This window comes from Pseudoalteromonas carrageenovora IAM 12662, from assembly GCF_900239935.1.
Lineage (GTDB): Bacteria > Pseudomonadota > Gammaproteobacteria > Enterobacterales > Alteromonadaceae > Pseudoalteromonas > Pseudoalteromonas carrageenovora.
This window is the reverse complement of sequence record NZ_LT965928.1, coordinates 2,183,202-2,199,527: the sequence shown is the minus strand read 5'-3', so window position 1 is coordinate 2,199,527 and position 16,326 is coordinate 2,183,202. Positions and strand designations below refer to the sequence as shown.

The following is a 16,326-nucleotide window of genomic DNA, read 5'->3' as shown; positions in this document are numbered from 1 at the left end:
TGATTGCGCTACCCCTATAATTGAAAATATCTTACACTGGTTTTATCTCAAGTAAGGTAAGTCGCGTATGCTCAATATTATCCAATCAAACCGTATGGAAGCGCTGCAAGCGCAGTTTCATAAGCTGTTAAAAGTAAGCCCATTGCAAAGCCCTTTCGATAAAGAAGTGGTGCTGGTGCAATCGCCGGGTATGTCGCAGTGGTTAAAAATTGGTTTAAGTGAACATTTGGGGATAGCTGCGCAGGTTGATTTTCCGCTGCCATCGAGTTTTATTTGGCAGTTGTATCAACAATTACTGCCAAATGTACCCAAAGAGTCTGCATTTAATAAGCCTAACCTTGCTTGGAAATTATTTGCAATACTACCTAACTGTATTGATGAGCCACTTTATTTGCCGCTAAAAACCTATTTAGAGGGCGATATAGACGGGCAAAAAACGTTTGCGCTGTGCGAAAAAATTGCCGATGTGTACGATCAATATTTAATGTACCGCCCACATTGGATTGCCACCTGGGATAGCGGCAAAGATGAACTTGAGGATGTAGATGTAAACATTGCGCCATGGCAGAGCGACTTATGGCGACGCATTGTAAAACTAAGCAAAGAGCTTGGGCAAAGCCAATTTCACCGCGCTAATATGCAAGGGCAGTTACTTGCAGCACTTGAGACTATGGATGATAGCTTATTACCTAAGCGCATTAGCTTATTTGGTATATCGGCGATTGCCAGTTCTCAGCTTGAAGTATTTGAAGCGCTGAGTAAAAAAACAGACGTGTTTTTATTCTTTTTTAACCCTAGTGAGCATTATTGGGGCGATATAATAGATGAAAAAACCGCTGCAAAGATAGCAGCAAAGTACGCTAAAATGCCGCTTATAGAAGCTCAGCAAAAAAAACAAACTAACCCTGACGAAGAATACTACTTTATAGGTAACCCGCTTTTATCGTCGTGGGGTAAGTTAGGGCGTGATTACTTTGAGCAACTAGTACAACTGGATGCCCGATGGATAGATGGCTTTATAGACGTATTTGACGACACGTTACTTGGGCAAGTTCAAAGTGAAATTTACCAACTTGCGTTTAAGGGGGAGTCTCTTACCGATAACAAAGAGTGGTTTATAAATGATGAAGGCAAACTACCAATAAGCGCAAACGATACCAGTATTACCCTTAGCGATTGCCATACCCCCCTTAGAGAAGTTGAGCGTCTGCACGACTACTTACTTAATTTGTTTAATCAAAACCCGGCGCTTACTCCAAAAGACATTATTGTAATGATGCCCGATGTTGGCACATACAGCCCCTATATTGAGGCCGTTTTTGGTGGCGCACAAGGCAGCCGATATATCCCGTATGCCTTGGCTGATTTAGCCATAGAGCAAGAAAAACCCGTGCTTAGCTCGTTTGCTAGCTTAGCTAACTTACCGTTTTCGCGCTTTGGCGTGTCGGATATTCTTGATTTACTGCAAGTAACGCAAATTGCCGAAAAATTTGGCCTTGAAGCGCACGAGTACGAGCAAATTCAATACTGGCTTGAGCGAGTGGGCGTAAAATGGGGTATAAATGCTGAGCATAAAAGTAGCTTTGACTTACCGGCAATCGATTTAAATACTTGGCAGCACGGGCTTAACCGCTTATTGCTTGGCATAGCGCAGCGCGACGAACAATGCCCGTTTAATGGTATTTATAGCGCCGATGAAGTAGAAGGCATGGCACTTGATACGCTTAATAAGCTGGTGGATTTTATTGATGTGCTGCAAAACTTTAAAGAGCAACTAACACCTGACGACACTCTGACTAATAAAGCGCTTATTTTAAGCGAGTTATTAAACGCTATATACGAAAGTGAAAGTGACGATAGTTGGGATTTATTAGTACTACAAAAAGTACTTGAAGAGTTACAAAAGCATCACGATAACGGCGATTACAGCCAAACTGTGTCGCAGCGCATTGTAAGTTACTTAATCAAACAAGGCATTCAAGAAAAAGGCGTAGGGCAGCGGTTTTTAGTCGGCCAGGTAAACTTTTGTACCTTAATGCCAATGCGCGCAGTACCGTTTAAAGTGGTGTGTATGCTAGGTTTAAACGACGCTGATTACCCGCGTAACGTACAACCTATTGGTTTTGACTTAGTGCCGTACTCTAAAAAACAAAAAGGTGACCGTTCACGTAAATTAGACGACCGTTACTTATTTTTAGAGGCGCTACTTAGTGCCCGCGAAAATTTATACATGAGCTATATTGGGCGCTCATGTTTTGATAATCAACCCCGTATGCCATCAACCTTAGTAAGTGAGCTTTTAGAATACATTGGCCGTAGCTTTATCTTGAATAATACGGGGCCGGTAATTCCTGGCAAGTTAGAATTTAGATTACCAAATTGTTTGATTAACCAGCAACATTTACAGCCCTTTAATAGTGCTTATTATTTAAAAAGTAATGAGCTAAGTAGTGAGCTAAATAATCACAGTTATAACCCTATTTGGCTGCCGAGTGAGTCTATTATGGTACAACCTGTTAGTGCACTTGACGTTACACCTCCTGAAATACTCGATCTAGACAGCTTTATCAGAAGCGTATGCAATGCACAAGAGAGCTTTTATCAGCAAACGTTAGGTTTACGCCTGCCACAATTTAACGAAGTCGCAAAAGACGAGGAACCCTTTAGCCTAGATGCGCTTCGCCGTTACTTTTATCTTGATGAAATACTCGACGCTAATATTAACGAGCAACCACTGAGCACTGAGCAAATATTACAGCGCGGTGAGCTGCCACAGGCTAATGTAGGTAGTTTAATTTTTGAAGGGATGGAGCATCGTGTAGATGCACTTGCAGGGCAAGTTAAAGAGCAAATTAAAGGCGGGAAAAGTGAGCCCATTGAAGTTGCTCTTCAAATAGAAAATACCAAAATAGAAGGCTGGCTAAATCATATTTATCTGCAAAAACAAGTGTTTTATCGAAGCGCCAGCATTAAAGCGAAAGATTTAATTAAAGGCTTTATATACCACTTAGCTGCGCAAAGTATGGATCAAAATGTAGAAACTTTACTGCTTGGGCTTGATAAGCAAATTAGTTATGCGCCAATTAGCAAAGCCGATGCAGATGCCTTGTTAAGTGATTGGTTTGAGCTATATAAAGCGCTTCGCAAAGAGCCAATACCGTTTTTTCCGGTTAGTGGCTACGAGTATGTAAAAAGCGGTGGTGATATAGGCAAAGCTATGGGTAAGTTTAGCCCGCAGTACATAGGGCGAGGCGAGGGCGAAAACCCCTATATTCGCTTAACAGTGCAATCTCTCAATGACTGCCAAGAAGAATTTATAAAGTGGAGCGATAAGTTACTTGCACCATTGTTTGAACACGCAAAGGAGAGTGACCATGCAAGCGCTTAACCCACTAACTATGCCGCTAATAGGGCAAAGCTTAATAGAAGCCAGCGCCGGTACTGGTAAAACCTATACTATAACAGGCCTTTATTTGCGCTATTTATTAGGGATGCAAATAGAAGGTGAGCTAAATACGCCACTCAGTGTTGAGCAAATATTGGTGGTGACATTTACCGATGCCGCTACGCAAGAAATTAAAGACCGGGTACGCAGCCGCATTATTGCTGCGCGCGATGCACTACTTGGACAGGACCCAAAAGATGAGTTAATTGAAGGTGTAATAGCCGCAGTTGATGATAAACACCGTGCATTTGATTTACTTGATGCAGCGGCTAAATCGATGGACGAAGCAGCCATATTTACCATTCATGGTTTTTGTCAGCGAATGTTAAAACAGCATGCATTTGAATCGGGTGTGGCGTTTAACCTTGAGTTTATTTTAGACGAGCGCGACATACTGCTCGAAACTATTAAAGATTTTTGGCGCGCGTTTGTATACCCGCTCAATAAAGAACGCACCGATGCCATTTTAGATGTATTTGCAGCCCCAGAGTCGTTATTTAGCCAAGTAAGTAGCGTGTTTAATAAAGCTAATGCGCACATTACACCGCAAATAAATTTAGACGATGTATGGCAAGCCCGTGATGAATACATTAATAGAGTACCTGCATTTAAAAGGGCGGTAATAGATCAAGAATTTATTGCTGCGATTAAAGGCTCAGGCTTAAGTGGTTCTAAAACACCTGCTCGTAAGGGAAGCTTGGCTGCGCTTGAAGCCTTTTGTGCAAGTGAGGATTTGTTTTTTGAGTTTGGCACTAGCAAATATTCGTTCGAGGTATGGAGCAGCGAAAATTTAAGTGATGCAGCAAATTATAAAAAAAATCAGCCATTATTTACGCATCCATTACTGAGTCAGTTTGACGAACTCGCTGCGCTTAATAACACGATAAATCAAGGTTTAAAAATAGCGATAGTGCAGTACGCTTCACGCTGGGTTAAAGCCGCCATAGTAAAACGCAAGCAAGAACAAAGCGTGATCACCCCAGATGATTTACTCACCAATTTACACAGCGCATTGAATGGTGAGCAAGGCGATGCACTGGCGCAAAAAATAGCGCAGTTGTTTCCGGTTGCCATGATAGATGAGTTCCAAGATACCGACCCGATTCAGTATGGTATTTTTAGTAAAATATACGGCCAAGAAAATACTACGCTTGCTATGATAGGTGACCCAAAGCAGGCTATTTATGGCTTTAGGGGCGCTGATATTTTTACCTATATTGGTGCAAAAGAAGCGGTTCAAACAGAGCAACAATTTACTCTAGGTACAAACTTTCGCTCAAGCACTGATATAGTAAATAGCGTTAATAGCTTATTTGGTAAACATGCTAATAGCTTTATTTATAACGACGCTATACCGTTTAACGCGGTGGCTGCTAAAGGTAAAAAAGCTGACGAAACATTTATAGTAGATGGTAAACCAGCCACGGCCTTTGAATTTAACGTATTTGTTGATGAAGCTGCGGATGAAAAAAACAAACCAACAAACAAAGGAGTGGGGCAAGCACATTTAGCCACTCACTTTGCTAATAAAATTGTTACCTTGCTTGAAAAAGCAAAACAAGGCACAGCATGCATAGGCAATAAGCCCGTAAGCGCTGCCGACATTTGTATATTAGTACGCGACCGTGTAGAAGCACAAATAATGAAAAAAGCGCTGGGTGATGCCAAAATTTCTAGCGTTTACTTATCGCGAGAGAGTGTATTTAGCCAAGAGCTTAGCCATCATTTACTTAACTTTTTAACGGCTTTACACGGTCAGTACGACGAGTCATTACTGCGTGGTGTGCTTGCCGGCCCATTATTTTGTTTAAGTTATAACGATATATTTGCACTCGCTGATGATGAAAATAAATGGCAAGAGCACTTAAACTTTTTTGCACAACTTGGTCATATTTGGAACAAACAAGGCGCTATGGCCATGCTTGAGCGCTTAATGAGCCACAATCAGCTAAGCGCTAAATGGCAAGGTTTAGGGTATAACGTAGAACGATGGCTAACCGACTTTAGGCACTTAGGTGAAATACTCCAGCAAAAACAAATTGAGCTTGAGGGCACCTTACGTTTACTGCGCTGGTTTGCACAAAAGGTAAGTCAACAAGATGGTGAAACCGTACAAGTACGCCTAGAAAGCGATGCTAACTTAGTTAAAATTGTAACAATGCACGCATCAAAAGGGCTTGAATACCCACTGGTATTTATGCCTTTTGCTAGTGGCTATCGCGAAACCAAGGAAGCGCTTTATCATGATAAAGGTAAATTGGTTTACGATTTAAGTAAAAACGAAGATGCACTGCAAAAAGCAGAGCAAGAGCGCCTAGCTGAAGACTTACGGCTATTATATGTAGCGCTTACCCGCGCAGTACATTTTTGCTCGCTAGGCGTTTATAACATTGGGCAAGGGCAAAGCAGCCGCTTGGCTATTCAAAGTAGTGCACTTGGGCATGTTTTATTTTCAGGACTTAAGCTTTCAAGCAGCCAAGTATGGCGTACACATTTAAGTGAATTTTGCGATACTAATAAAGCGATGAGTTATCAGCAATTTACCTCACAAACGTTGTTAGAGCAGGGCACATTACGTTTTGCACAAAGTGAAAACTCATCCCAAGCGCTTAGCATTAATAGTGTAACGGCAACTATTGAACGTGACTGGCGAGCAACTAGCTTTAGTGCGCTGAGCTTTAAAAAGCACACCGACCATATAGAGCCTGGGCGCAGTGATGAAGATCATGAAAAGGATGAGTTTGCAGCACAAGAAGACGAGCTACCTTCCCCTTACAGTTTTCCTAAAGGTGCAAAACCGGGTAGTTGTTTGCACGAAATATTTGAGCAAATTGATTTTACAAGCCCACTTGAGCACCCTACAAATAAAGAGCAAAACCTAGATGAGGTTGTAAAGCGTGCGCTTGAAAAATACCACATTAGCGAAAGCTGGCAATATGTTACTGAGCAGTGGATACTCGATTCGTTGCAATGCCCATTAAATGCTAACAGCAGTAATGATTTAAGCTTGAGTAAATTAGCGCCAAGTGATTGCCTTGTAGAAATGGAATTTAATTTACCTCTGAGCAGTTTAAGTGCACCCAAATTAAACGAAATCCTTATTAAACATTTTGGCTTTACTCAGAGCAAACTCGAATTTGCTAATGTAAAAGGGCTCTTAAAAGGCTTTATAGATTTAATTTTTTGCTATCAAGGTAAGTATTACATTTTAGATTATAAGTCTAATTACTTAGGTAATACCCCTGCTGATTATAAGAGTGACTTACTAGAGCAAGCGATGAGTAGCCATCAGTATCATTTACAGTATTTAATATATACCGTTGCTTTGCACCGGTTGTTAAAACAACGCATTAGTGATTACTCAATAGAGACCCATTTAGGTGGTGTTTATTACACCTTTTTACGTGGGATGCCTGCAGGACAAGGCGTGTATTTTAAAAAATTAACGCAAGAGCAAGTAACTATTTTAGATGGCTTGTTTAGCCAAGGAGCTATGCTATGAGCGATTTAAGCCAGCAACCGGGTTTGTTTGATGATATTGACGAGGCACACATCGACGAGCCGTTTACACATGATCCGGCAGAGCTAATACCACAGCCACAGTTAGCCAATAATGTGAGTACTGTTTCGTTACTTGAATATTTAACAGCGCAAAACCGTGTTCGTATGGTTGATATAAAGCTTGCACAATTGCTATGCGGTAATGAGTTTGAACAATCGGATAATGAATTATTTTATATTATTTTATTACTGTGTTTATCGCAGCAAAGTCAGCATAGCTGCTTAACATTAAACGATGTTGATTGGAGTAACCCGTTTAATTTGCGCCAAAGTGGTTTTAATAAACTTGAAGGAAATATACCCGACACATTAACTCCCTTTGCAGAGGGCTTTAATGCTCAAACCGCGTATAACTACTTACAAAATCATCAAAGCGTTGGCGAGAGTAAACCACTGCAATTATTTAATGAGCGCCTTTATTTTGCGCGCCTAGCAGGTTATGAGCAAACATTAGCCACAAGGCTATTAAGTATGAGCGAGCGAAAGCTCAATATAAATAACGAGGTGTTAGCTGCGCTTTTAAATACTTATTTTCCGACAAACCCAGCAATTGAAACTGATTGGCAAAAAGTAGCGTGTGCTATTGCTGCAACCAAAGGGTTTAGTGTGATCACCGGAGGGCCTGGCACCGGTAAAACCACTACGGTGACTAAGTTACTCGCTATTTTACAGTCACTTTATAAAACAGCACCCCTAAGCATTAAGCTGGTGGCACCAACAGGTAAGGCGGCAGCACGTTTAAGTGAGTCTATTTTAGGGGCTAAAAATAAGCTTACAACGATTCCAGATGATATTAAAACGCTGATACCTCAAAGTGCTCAAACTATTCATCGTTTATTAGGCGTGAAACCGTTTACTAATAAATTTAGGCATAATAAAGCTAATCCACTGCACTTAGATGTATTAATTATTGACGAAGCGAGCATGGTCGATTTATCGCTAATGGCCAAATTAATAGAGGCACTGCCTGCGCATGCACGCTTAATATTACTAGGCGATAAAGATCAACTAGCCTCAGTTGATACCGGCAGTGTAATGAGTGATTTATGCCAAGGATTAGAACTTGGACATACGCCTAATTACTCAAAAGCGCGGTGCGATGAGCTTAATCAGTTATGTTTTAATGGAAATAATAAATTAGCGACTCAAACACATAGTGAATTTAAACTTGCTGACTGTATTGCATTTTTACAGCACAGTTATCGATTTGATGCACAAAGTGGCATTGGTCAACTAGCACTTGCGGTAAACATTAATAACACCGGTATTTTAAATTACGTTGAGCAAGAAAGTACTGAAGGGCGCTTTAACGATGTGATTTTAGATTACGACTTTGTAGCAAAACCCATCGAAAAGCTCGTAAAAAGTGCTGCGGGCCATTATAAAAATTACTTAGAGCTTATTGCTCAAGGTGCAAGCGTTGCACAAATACACAGTGCATTTGCTAATTACCAATTACTTGCTGCAGTGCGCGAAGGTGATTACGGTGTAAATAGTTTAAATTTGCGTATTGAAAGAGCCCTACAACAGCAAGGTTTAATAACTGTTAGCCCTAATCAGCGTCATTATAGTGGTATGCCTATTATGGTGAGCCAAAACGATTACCAGCTTAAACTTTTTAATGGTGATATTGGTATTTTAATGCACGATGAAAGTAATCAACTCAAAGCAATATTTATAGACGAGCAAGGTAATGAACGTGCATTTTCACCCGCGCGCTTACCCGCTCACGACAAAGTATATGTTATGACTATACATAAATCTCAAGGCTCTGAATTTAACTATACAGCAATGGTGCTGCCTGCGCTTAAGCAAGCTCGTATGGGTATAAACAGGCAATTAGTGTATACCGGTATAACGCGTGCTAAAAATAAGTTTGAGCTGGTGGCAGATAAAAAAGTGTTGCAACTAGCAATGAATAAAAGTGTATCCCGAGCATCTGGCTTATATGAAAGATTAAATAGTTAATTTAGTTTTAACTGCTTATTATTTATCGCGTTATTGTAATTACCTTCTATACTGAAATTAACTTATATTAATTGTATAAGGGCGTGTTGTTTTTAGTGGTTGAACTACAAGCAACCTATGTGGTTTTTAGGCAAGGCTGAGCTGATGTAGTGTGGTTATTTCCTACTCATAGGCGATAACACAATATAAATACCAAACATGCGCTGTTCAAAGGGTTCTTTCTAGGATTATTATTTTTTGTTGCCTTAAGCCAGTAGTGTAACGCAGGATCAGTTACCTAGCCCACTAGGTTACAAATGTTGTACCGAGATTAAATCGCTTTAGATTGAACAAATTTCAATTAACAAAGATCAACTCGCCTTAGTAAGGATATTAATGTTTTTTTCTAAAAATAAACAAAATGAAATCGCCTCTTTAAAAGCTGAGCTTTATCCTCTGCAACAAGTATGGGAAGGCCTTTATCGTGAGATGTTAGTTGTTAATATTCTTTATGATGGGCGTATTTCTCATGCCAATGATTTATTTTTGCAGAAGCTTGGTTATGACGAAGATACGTTAACGAATAATCCTTTTAATGATTTTATTACTGAGCAGTCGCGTCAATCTAAAGATTTTGCAAGCTTACAACAAGCAATTAAAACAGAAGGCCACTGGGGTGGCACATTACAAATTACCCGCTTTGATGGCAAAGCAGAATGGTTACGTTTAATAGTACACCCAGTGAAAGGTGAGCAAGATCAGCTTCTTTATTTTTCTATATTTGGCAGTGATTTAACCAAAACTATTACTGCATCTCGTGAGCAAAGCGACACAATTAAGGCAATTTATCGCTCTATGGCGGTGATTGAATTTGATTTAGAAGGTCATGTATTAAAAGCAAATGATCAATTTTTAGCAGCAATGGGTTACCAAGAAAAAGAATTAATTGGTAAACACCACCGAACATTTTGTGAGCCAGCAGAAGCTAACTCACAAGAATATCAACAGTTTTGGAAGAAACTACGTGAAGGGCAGTTTATAGCTGAGCGTTTTAAACGCGTTGATAAATACGGAAATATTGTGTGGCTTGAAGCCTCTTACAATCCAATTTCTAATGATGCTAATGAACTTTATAAAGTTATGAAGTTTGCAACGGTTATTACTGATCAAGTTAATCAAGAAATAGCTATATCGCAAGCCGCGGAAATTGCATACAACACGTCTACTCAAACAGATAAAAAAGCAGAGCAAGGCGCTGGAGTAATTAAAGACACTGTTGCAGTAATGACTGAACTTGCAATAAATATGGAGCAAGCAGCCAGCGAAATATCGGCGCTTGATCAGCAGTCGCAGCAAATAGCAAGTATTGTACAAAGTATTAGTAGCATAGCTGAGCAAACAAATTTACTTGCTTTAAATGCTGCAATAGAAGCCGCACGCGCTGGAGAGCAAGGGCGAGGATTTGCTGTGGTAGCCGATGAGGTTAGACTTTTAGCGTCGCGTACATCAAAAGCAACCGAAGAAATTGTAGAAGTAGTGCAACGAAACCGCTCGCAAACTCAAAATACGGTTTCGGTTATAGAGCAAGGTCAGGAAAAAGCCGAACGCGGTTTAGCATTATCTAAAGAATCTGGTGATGTTATGAGCGAAATACAAAACGGTGCGCAAGAAGTAGTAAATGCGATAGGCCAGTTTACTAGCGAGCTAAAAGCGAACAGCTAATCTACCTGTAAAATACTTGGCTTTAATTAATAGAGCCAAGTATTTAAATTAATGCGTAATTTTTAAAATTACTCCATCTAATCAATACCTAACTAAAAATTAATATCACCTAAACCGCCCTCAATTTAAAATATAAGTTCCTAAGGCTTAACTAAATACTAAACAGACTGCTGAAAATTAAACCTTAAAAGATCTACACGCCCTAGTAATGCCAATCCGCAATAATATTTAATCATTTTAGCAGGGCTAAAGGTCTCGCTACCTGCGTTACAAAATTCTCATTTACGACTGCATGGATGCAGAAGGTAGAGCAATGCAGGAGCAATTGCGAGAACAACTAAATAGCCAATTTTTTGCCTAGCTATCAACATGTTTTTCCAGCCTCAAAATAAATCACTTAATAAAGCTAATTGGTATAATACCTATAAACAATTTCATTTTTTACAATGATAGGTCATTAATTAATTGATTTAATTTGAGTAAAAATTTAAATTAAGTAAATGATAATAACTTGTTGCATTTTTGAGCGTTGTTCCTAATACTGATGCCTGTGCTGTGTATCGCGCAGCGCAAAACACCACATGAATACCTTTAATGATCAAAAACACATTGAACACACACCATTAAGGAATTATATGAACAACAAAAAACGCACACAAAAGCTAAGTTATTTACTTGGTGCAGGCCTTGCTATGTTAATGAGCTTTTCTGCAACAAGTAAAGACTACAAAATTATATTAATTCATGGTTTGCAGGTCTCACAAATAACAAACAAGTCGGGTAGTGACGTTGTTAATGATGGCGAAACCTATTGGCAGTCGTACTGGAACAACAGAGCTGACGAACGTATTGATTGGCCTGCATACGAGCGAGTAGAAGGTAAAATTGCAACTGATTGGGTATGGCCTAAATTAAAACAAATTTCTCGCTCGAATCTATGCGATCAGGGTTGTGTATTAGTAACGCATTCAACTGGTGATTTAATTGCACGTCATATTATTGATAATCAGGAAAATTGGCTAGAAAATGCAGGATTTGAGCCACTTAATATTGTGGCTACCTTTGATTTAGCGGGGGCAGGTGGTGGTAGCGAGCTTGCAGATGTTGCAGTAAGTGCATTAACTGGCGCTGCATGGAACTTTGCAGTGGATGCCGCACTCAAATGGTGGCTAGGAAGTGATGTAACAGAAGCCGTAGGCGTTTTACACGACTTAAAAGTAAATAATGCGCGTAAAATTTCGCCGCTTCCTGATGCACGTACCCCTCGTTTACGTTTTGTAGCCGATGGAAATGCATATTTAGGTATAACAGGTGGTTTTTTAAAAGGTAATGATGATTCGGTAGTGGCATCGCATTCGTCATGTGGCGCAAGCTCTGCAAAATCTTTTGGCAGTTGCAGCCAAAGTATTGATACAGATGGACGTTTAAAGTCGCAAGGTGATGCTGTAAATAGCTTTATGCCAAACCATTACCCAATGATGATGAGCGACAGTTACAGCCATAATGAAATCCATAACGCGCAGCGCAAAGGTAATGTGACTATTGCAATGAATAATATAGGCGTTGATGATCAAAATGTTGGTTTTACTACTTTTGATGAAACAACAGGAACTTGGTTTTGGAAAAAGCAGTACCGTTATATAAAAGACTCAAATAGTAAAAGTGCGTCAGCACTTATTTATAATGTGATCCCATAAAAATAAATAGCGTGCAGTGATCTGCACGCTTTAAAGGAATATTTAATACTTATGAAGAAATTTTACGCAGTAGCGTTACTTATCAGTATAGCTTTATATACTTTATGGTTTGTTAACCAAAGTGATGAAGCTCCAATCGATGAGCAAAAAAAAGAGTTGGTTTATCAATCAACTATGGCTACTGCACCTGTTCCTAGTAAAGTGATAGCCATTGATTTACCAAAAAATAAAAAAATAGAGTCAAAAAAACAAGTTGCCTTTAATGAAGATTTAACAAAAGCGGCAGAGCAAGTGGTTATGCAATATGAAAGTGCACTTAAATATCCACCTTACTCTCAACCTTTAAACCCACAAGATGAAGACCGTTTAAAACCAAACCAATTTTATCCTGTAATAAGCCCAATTGATGAATCGGGCACTGAAGCGCTTACTTTGAGCTTAAAGCAATATAGATATGTTTACCCAGAAGAAATTGAGTTGAGTGTAAGTGCAACTAACTTAACAAAAGTAAGTGTTGAGTTATCAAATACAGATACCAAAGAAGTGCTAAATACTCACAATGGCTCAGCGCGACAAGGTGAGGCTATTGTTACTTTTAAAGCTAAAGAAGACTACCCACGTAATTTACAAATATTTGTTGATGCCGATATAGCAGGGAAAAAAGTACCAGTAGTCGCGCAGATTCAATACATGGCGCCTAGTGCCACGTTAACTGGGTTTGAAAATGCTTACCCCCAAAATGAAAATATGCTTGTGCCTGCAAATTTAACTGTAAAAAAGAGTGGCCTTTACCGTGTAAGGGCTAATTTATACAGTGGTAATACACCTCTTGCACATTTAGTGGCTAAAGAGCGTTTGTCAAAAGGGAGTCAAAGCGTTACCTTAAAAGCGCATTGGTCGGTGTTACCCCAAGGTATTACTGATATGCATTTAAGTGACTTTGTGATTGAGAGGATGTCACCAAGTCCTGGTGAGCTCAATAGTTTTGGTAATAGTGAAGTTAGTATTTTTGAGATCACCGATTTTGCATACGATAGCTTACAACAACTACCGTATCAGGCAAATAATCAAGAAAAGCTAAGTTTAGAGTTTTTACAGGGGTTAGCGAAGGGCTAAAAAGAGCTTAATATAAGCCCTTAAATGTGTAATTTAGCTTAAATTTATAGTAACTACATCAGCTTGAGCTGGTTGCTCGTCGTCTGTATTTACAGGCACTTTTGGAATATCTGGCTTATCTAGCGCAATATCACCACCATCTATTACTTCACCGGTTTTTAGGTTTTCAAAATCAAATAATTCAGCATCAGCTAAATGAGAAGGCACTACATTTTGCATCGCTGTAAAAATACTTTCTATACGGCCAGGGTGTTCTTCATTCCACTTAGCAAGCATGTTTTTGGTGTGCTTACGCTGTAAGTTTTCTTGTGAGCCACATAAGTTACACGGAATGATAGGATAACCCTGTACAAAAGCATATTGGCTTATGTCGGCCTCTTTGCAATACGCCAATGGACGAATAACCATATGCTCGCCATTATCGCTCATTAATTTAGCCGGCATACTTTTAAGCTTGCCACCGTAAAACATATTTAAAAAGAGTGTTTCGATCATGTCGTCGCGGTGATGGCCAAGTGCTATTTTAGTCGCGCCAAGTTCTTTTGCCGTACGATATAAAATACCGCGACGCAAACGAGAGCAAAGTGAGCACGTTGTTTTACCTTCAGGGATTATATCGGTAACAATACTGTAGGTGTCTTCTTCAACAATTTTGTATTCGATATCAAGTTTATCAAGATACTCTGGTAATACATGCTCTGGGAAGCCTGGTTGCTTTTGATCGAGGTTGACCACGAACAAGTCAAACTTAATTGGCGCAACACGTTTAAGATGCTGAAGCATTTCAAGCATAGTGTAGCTATCTTTGCCTCCTGATAAGCACACCATAATGCGGTCGCCCTCTTCAATCATATTGAAGTCCATAACGGCTTGACCAGTTTGGCGGCGTAAACGCTTTTGAAGCTTATTTAAATTAAATTGAGCTTTAGCTTGATCTGAATGTGACAATTACGCCCCCTTGATAAACATACGCAAAGTTAATTGCTAAAAATAAAGGGGCGTATTATATACCCAAGTACTATGGGTATTAAAGCGCTAGTTAAGGCTTTGTTTAACTTTTGGCAAGAGGGCTGACATAACCGTCTGGTTTTAATGCAAGTACATCGCAATCTAAACTATCAATTACATGCTCTGCGGTGTTACCCACTAAAGCCGCGCTTAAACCAGTACGTCCAACAGTGCCAATAACCACTAATTCACTATTTAAACGTTTAGCTACATCGGGGATCACATCCTCAGGTAAGCCTTCTTCAATAAAACATTGCTCTGTCGTTAAATTAAAGTCGTTAGCAAGCTGTGTTGTAGATTCAATGTGGTGTTTTTTTACTGATTCGTTATACACACCTGGGTTAAACTCTGGAATTTCGATAGCAATATTTACAGGTGTGGCTGGGTATGCATTAACTAAGTTGAGTTTTGCGTTTGCCAGTTCACATAAAAACTGTACATCTTTAATAATGCGTTTGTTAAGTGCAACGTGTTCATCGTTTTCGCTTACTGCGTTAATAGCAGCTAAAATATTACCATTAGCTGGCCACGCCATTTCTTTTACAAACAACACCGGGGCAGGGCACTTTCGTACTAAATGCCAATCGGTAGGGGTGAATATAACTGATTTAAGCGCGCCGTGCTGATGTGTGCCTTTAATGACTAAGTCGAAGTTGTGCTCCATAACGGTATTAATAATGGCTTCGTAAGGACGGTTATGCCAAACCACTTGCGTTTCTATATTGATATCGTTATACACAGAGACCAAGTCGGTTAGCCAAAGTTCACGGTCTTTTATAACAGCGCTTCGCATGGCTTCTCGTTCTTCGCCAGAGAGCATGGTAGTCATTTCGTAAGAGAAGTCGTAAACCGTCATAAAGGCGGTAATACTTGCGCCAGATTTTTTGGCAAGCTCAATTGAGCGTGATAAGCCATGCTGGTCGTCTTTGGTAGGATCGATAACCGCTAAAATGCGTTTTATGGTGTTCATGAGCTACTCCTTAGTTGAAGTTCTATATTTAGTGTAACGTAAATACAAAACAGTTAAAGGGGTAGCACACAAATTGTTGTTCTAAATCAAAGTTACAGGGAGTACTGGCTTAGCAAGGCTTAACTATTGCCGCAGTTTTTGCCAGCGCACTGTTATCTAAAATAGTAATAAATTTACCTTCAACTTTGATTAAATCGGCTTTTTGAAAACGACTTAATAAACGGCTAATGGTTTCAACGGTTAAACCTAAGTAATTACCGATTTCTCCACGGGTCATGGTAAATCTAAACTCTTTACGCGAGAAACCACGTTCACCAAAACGCTCTGAAAGGTTATAAATAAAGCTGGCTAAGCGCTCTTCTGCTGATTTTTTATTAAGTAGTAACAACATTTCTTGATCGTAGGTAATTTCGCTGCTCATTAAACGCATTATTTGCTGGCGAAGCTTAGGTAATTTACCGGCTAGTTCGTCAAGGGCATCAAATGGAATTTCGCATACCATAGAGGTTTCAAGTGCTTGAGAAAAGCTTTGGTGGGCCATTTTGCTAATAGCATCAAACCCGACTAAATCGCCGGCTAAATGAAAGCCTGTAATTTGCTCATCACCTTGCTCTGAGAGTGTATAAGACTTAAATGAGCCAGAGCGTACAGCGTAAATAGCCAGCAAAGGTGCGCCGGACTCAAATAAATAGTCGCCTTTATGCAGTGGTTTTTTTCGCTCAATAATTTCGTCAAGTTTATCCATTTCTTGGCCATTTAACGAAAACGGCAAACACAATTGGCTTATACTGCAGTTATTACAGCTAATAGCACAATTACTTTTAGCGCGACTTTGAGAGAAATCCATAATTTAATCCGTT

9 protein-coding genes are annotated in these 16,326 nt (G+C 39.6%); 6 read left to right on the top strand and 3 right to left on the bottom strand.

Annotated elements, in window-relative coordinates; genetic code table 11:
• Window positions 1-67: 67 nt before the first annotated feature.
• From recC to ALFOR1_RS09880, 6 genes are all read left to right on the top strand, one after another.
• Window positions 68-3,388, top strand: coding sequence for an exodeoxyribonuclease V subunit gamma (gene recC / locus ALFOR1_RS09905; RefSeq protein WP_104642867.1), 3,321 nt, complete (start codon window positions 68-70; stop codon window positions 3,386-3,388).
• Entirely contained in the window at window positions 3,375-6,947 is a 3,573-nt protein-coding gene (gene recB / locus ALFOR1_RS09900; RefSeq protein WP_104642866.1) for an exodeoxyribonuclease V subunit beta, read from the top strand. The genes recC and recB overlap by 14 nt, the downstream gene beginning before the upstream one ends.
• Complete coding sequence (recD, locus tag ALFOR1_RS09895) at window positions 6,944-8,974, top strand: exodeoxyribonuclease V subunit alpha (RefSeq protein ID WP_104642865.1); 2,031 nt, start codon at window positions 6,944-6,946, stop codon at window positions 8,972-8,974. The genes recB and recD overlap by 4 nt, the downstream gene beginning before the upstream one ends.
• A 375-nt stretch (window positions 8,975-9,349) precedes the next feature.
• On the top strand, window positions 9,350-10,675 hold the full coding sequence (locus tag ALFOR1_RS09890; RefSeq protein ID WP_104642864.1) for a methyl-accepting chemotaxis protein: 1,326 nt from the start codon (window positions 9,350-9,352) through the stop codon (window positions 10,673-10,675).
• A 635-nt stretch (window positions 10,676-11,310) separates the two neighbouring features.
• The gene (locus ALFOR1_RS09885; RefSeq protein WP_104642863.1) at window positions 11,311-12,372 is read left to right on the top strand and encodes a hypothetical protein; all 1,062 of its coding nucleotides are present in this window, start codon (window positions 11,311-11,313) and stop codon (window positions 12,370-12,372) included.
• Window positions 12,373-12,423: 51 nt separating this feature from the next.
• On the top strand, window positions 12,424-13,488 hold the full coding sequence (locus ALFOR1_RS09880; protein WP_104642862.1) for a hypothetical protein: 1,065 nt from the start codon (window positions 12,424-12,426) through the stop codon (window positions 13,486-13,488).
• A gap of 33 nt (window positions 13,489-13,521) precedes the next feature.
• Here the strand turns inward: ALFOR1_RS09880 and ttcA are convergent, their stop codons facing one another.
• The 3 genes from ttcA to ALFOR1_RS09865 all read right to left on the bottom strand — a co-directional run bounded on the left by ttcA (window position 13,522) and on the right by ALFOR1_RS09865 (window position 16,313).
• Entirely contained in the window at window positions 13,522-14,436 is a 915-nt protein-coding gene (ttcA, locus tag ALFOR1_RS09875; protein WP_058549672.1) for a tRNA 2-thiocytidine(32) synthetase TtcA, read from the bottom strand.
• 103 nt (window positions 14,437-14,539) lie between these two features.
• Complete coding sequence (gene uspE / locus ALFOR1_RS09870) at window positions 14,540-15,466, bottom strand: universal stress protein UspE (protein WP_104642861.1); 927 nt, start codon at window positions 15,464-15,466, stop codon at window positions 14,540-14,542.
• Between the two features lie 109 nt (window positions 15,467-15,575).
• Window positions 15,576-16,313 carry an FNR family transcription factor gene (locus tag ALFOR1_RS09865; protein WP_104642860.1) on the bottom strand — a complete coding sequence of 246 codons (738 nt, stop codon included), beginning with the start codon at window positions 16,311-16,313 and terminating at the stop codon, window positions 15,576-15,578.
• Between the last annotated feature and the right edge of the window lie 13 nt (window positions 16,314-16,326).

Bases quoted from the DNA above. Each gene is read 5' to 3' on its own strand.
- ALFOR1_RS09885 (WP_104642863.1), top strand. From the start codon at position 11,311: ATGAACAACAAAAAACGCACACAAAAGCTAAGTTATTTACTTGGTGCA.
- uspE (WP_104642861.1), bottom strand. From the start codon at position 15,466: ATGAACACCATAAAACGCATTTTAGCGGTTATCGATCCTACCAAAGAC.
- recD (WP_104642865.1), top strand. From the start codon at position 6,944: ATGAGCGATTTAAGCCAGCAACCGGGTTTGTTTGATGATATTGACGAG.
- recC (WP_104642867.1), top strand. From the start codon at position 68: ATGCTCAATATTATCCAATCAAACCGTATGGAAGCGCTGCAAGCGCAG.
- ALFOR1_RS09880 (WP_104642862.1), top strand. From the start codon at position 12,424: ATGAAGAAATTTTACGCAGTAGCGTTACTTATCAGTATAGCTTTATAT.
- ALFOR1_RS09890 (WP_104642864.1), top strand. From the start codon at position 9,350: ATGTTTTTTTCTAAAAATAAACAAAATGAAATCGCCTCTTTAAAAGCT.
- recB (WP_104642866.1), top strand. From the start codon at position 3,375: ATGCAAGCGCTTAACCCACTAACTATGCCGCTAATAGGGCAAAGCTTA.
- ALFOR1_RS09865 (WP_104642860.1), bottom strand. From the start codon at position 16,313: ATGGATTTCTCTCAAAGTCGCGCTAAAAGTAATTGTGCTATTAGCTGT.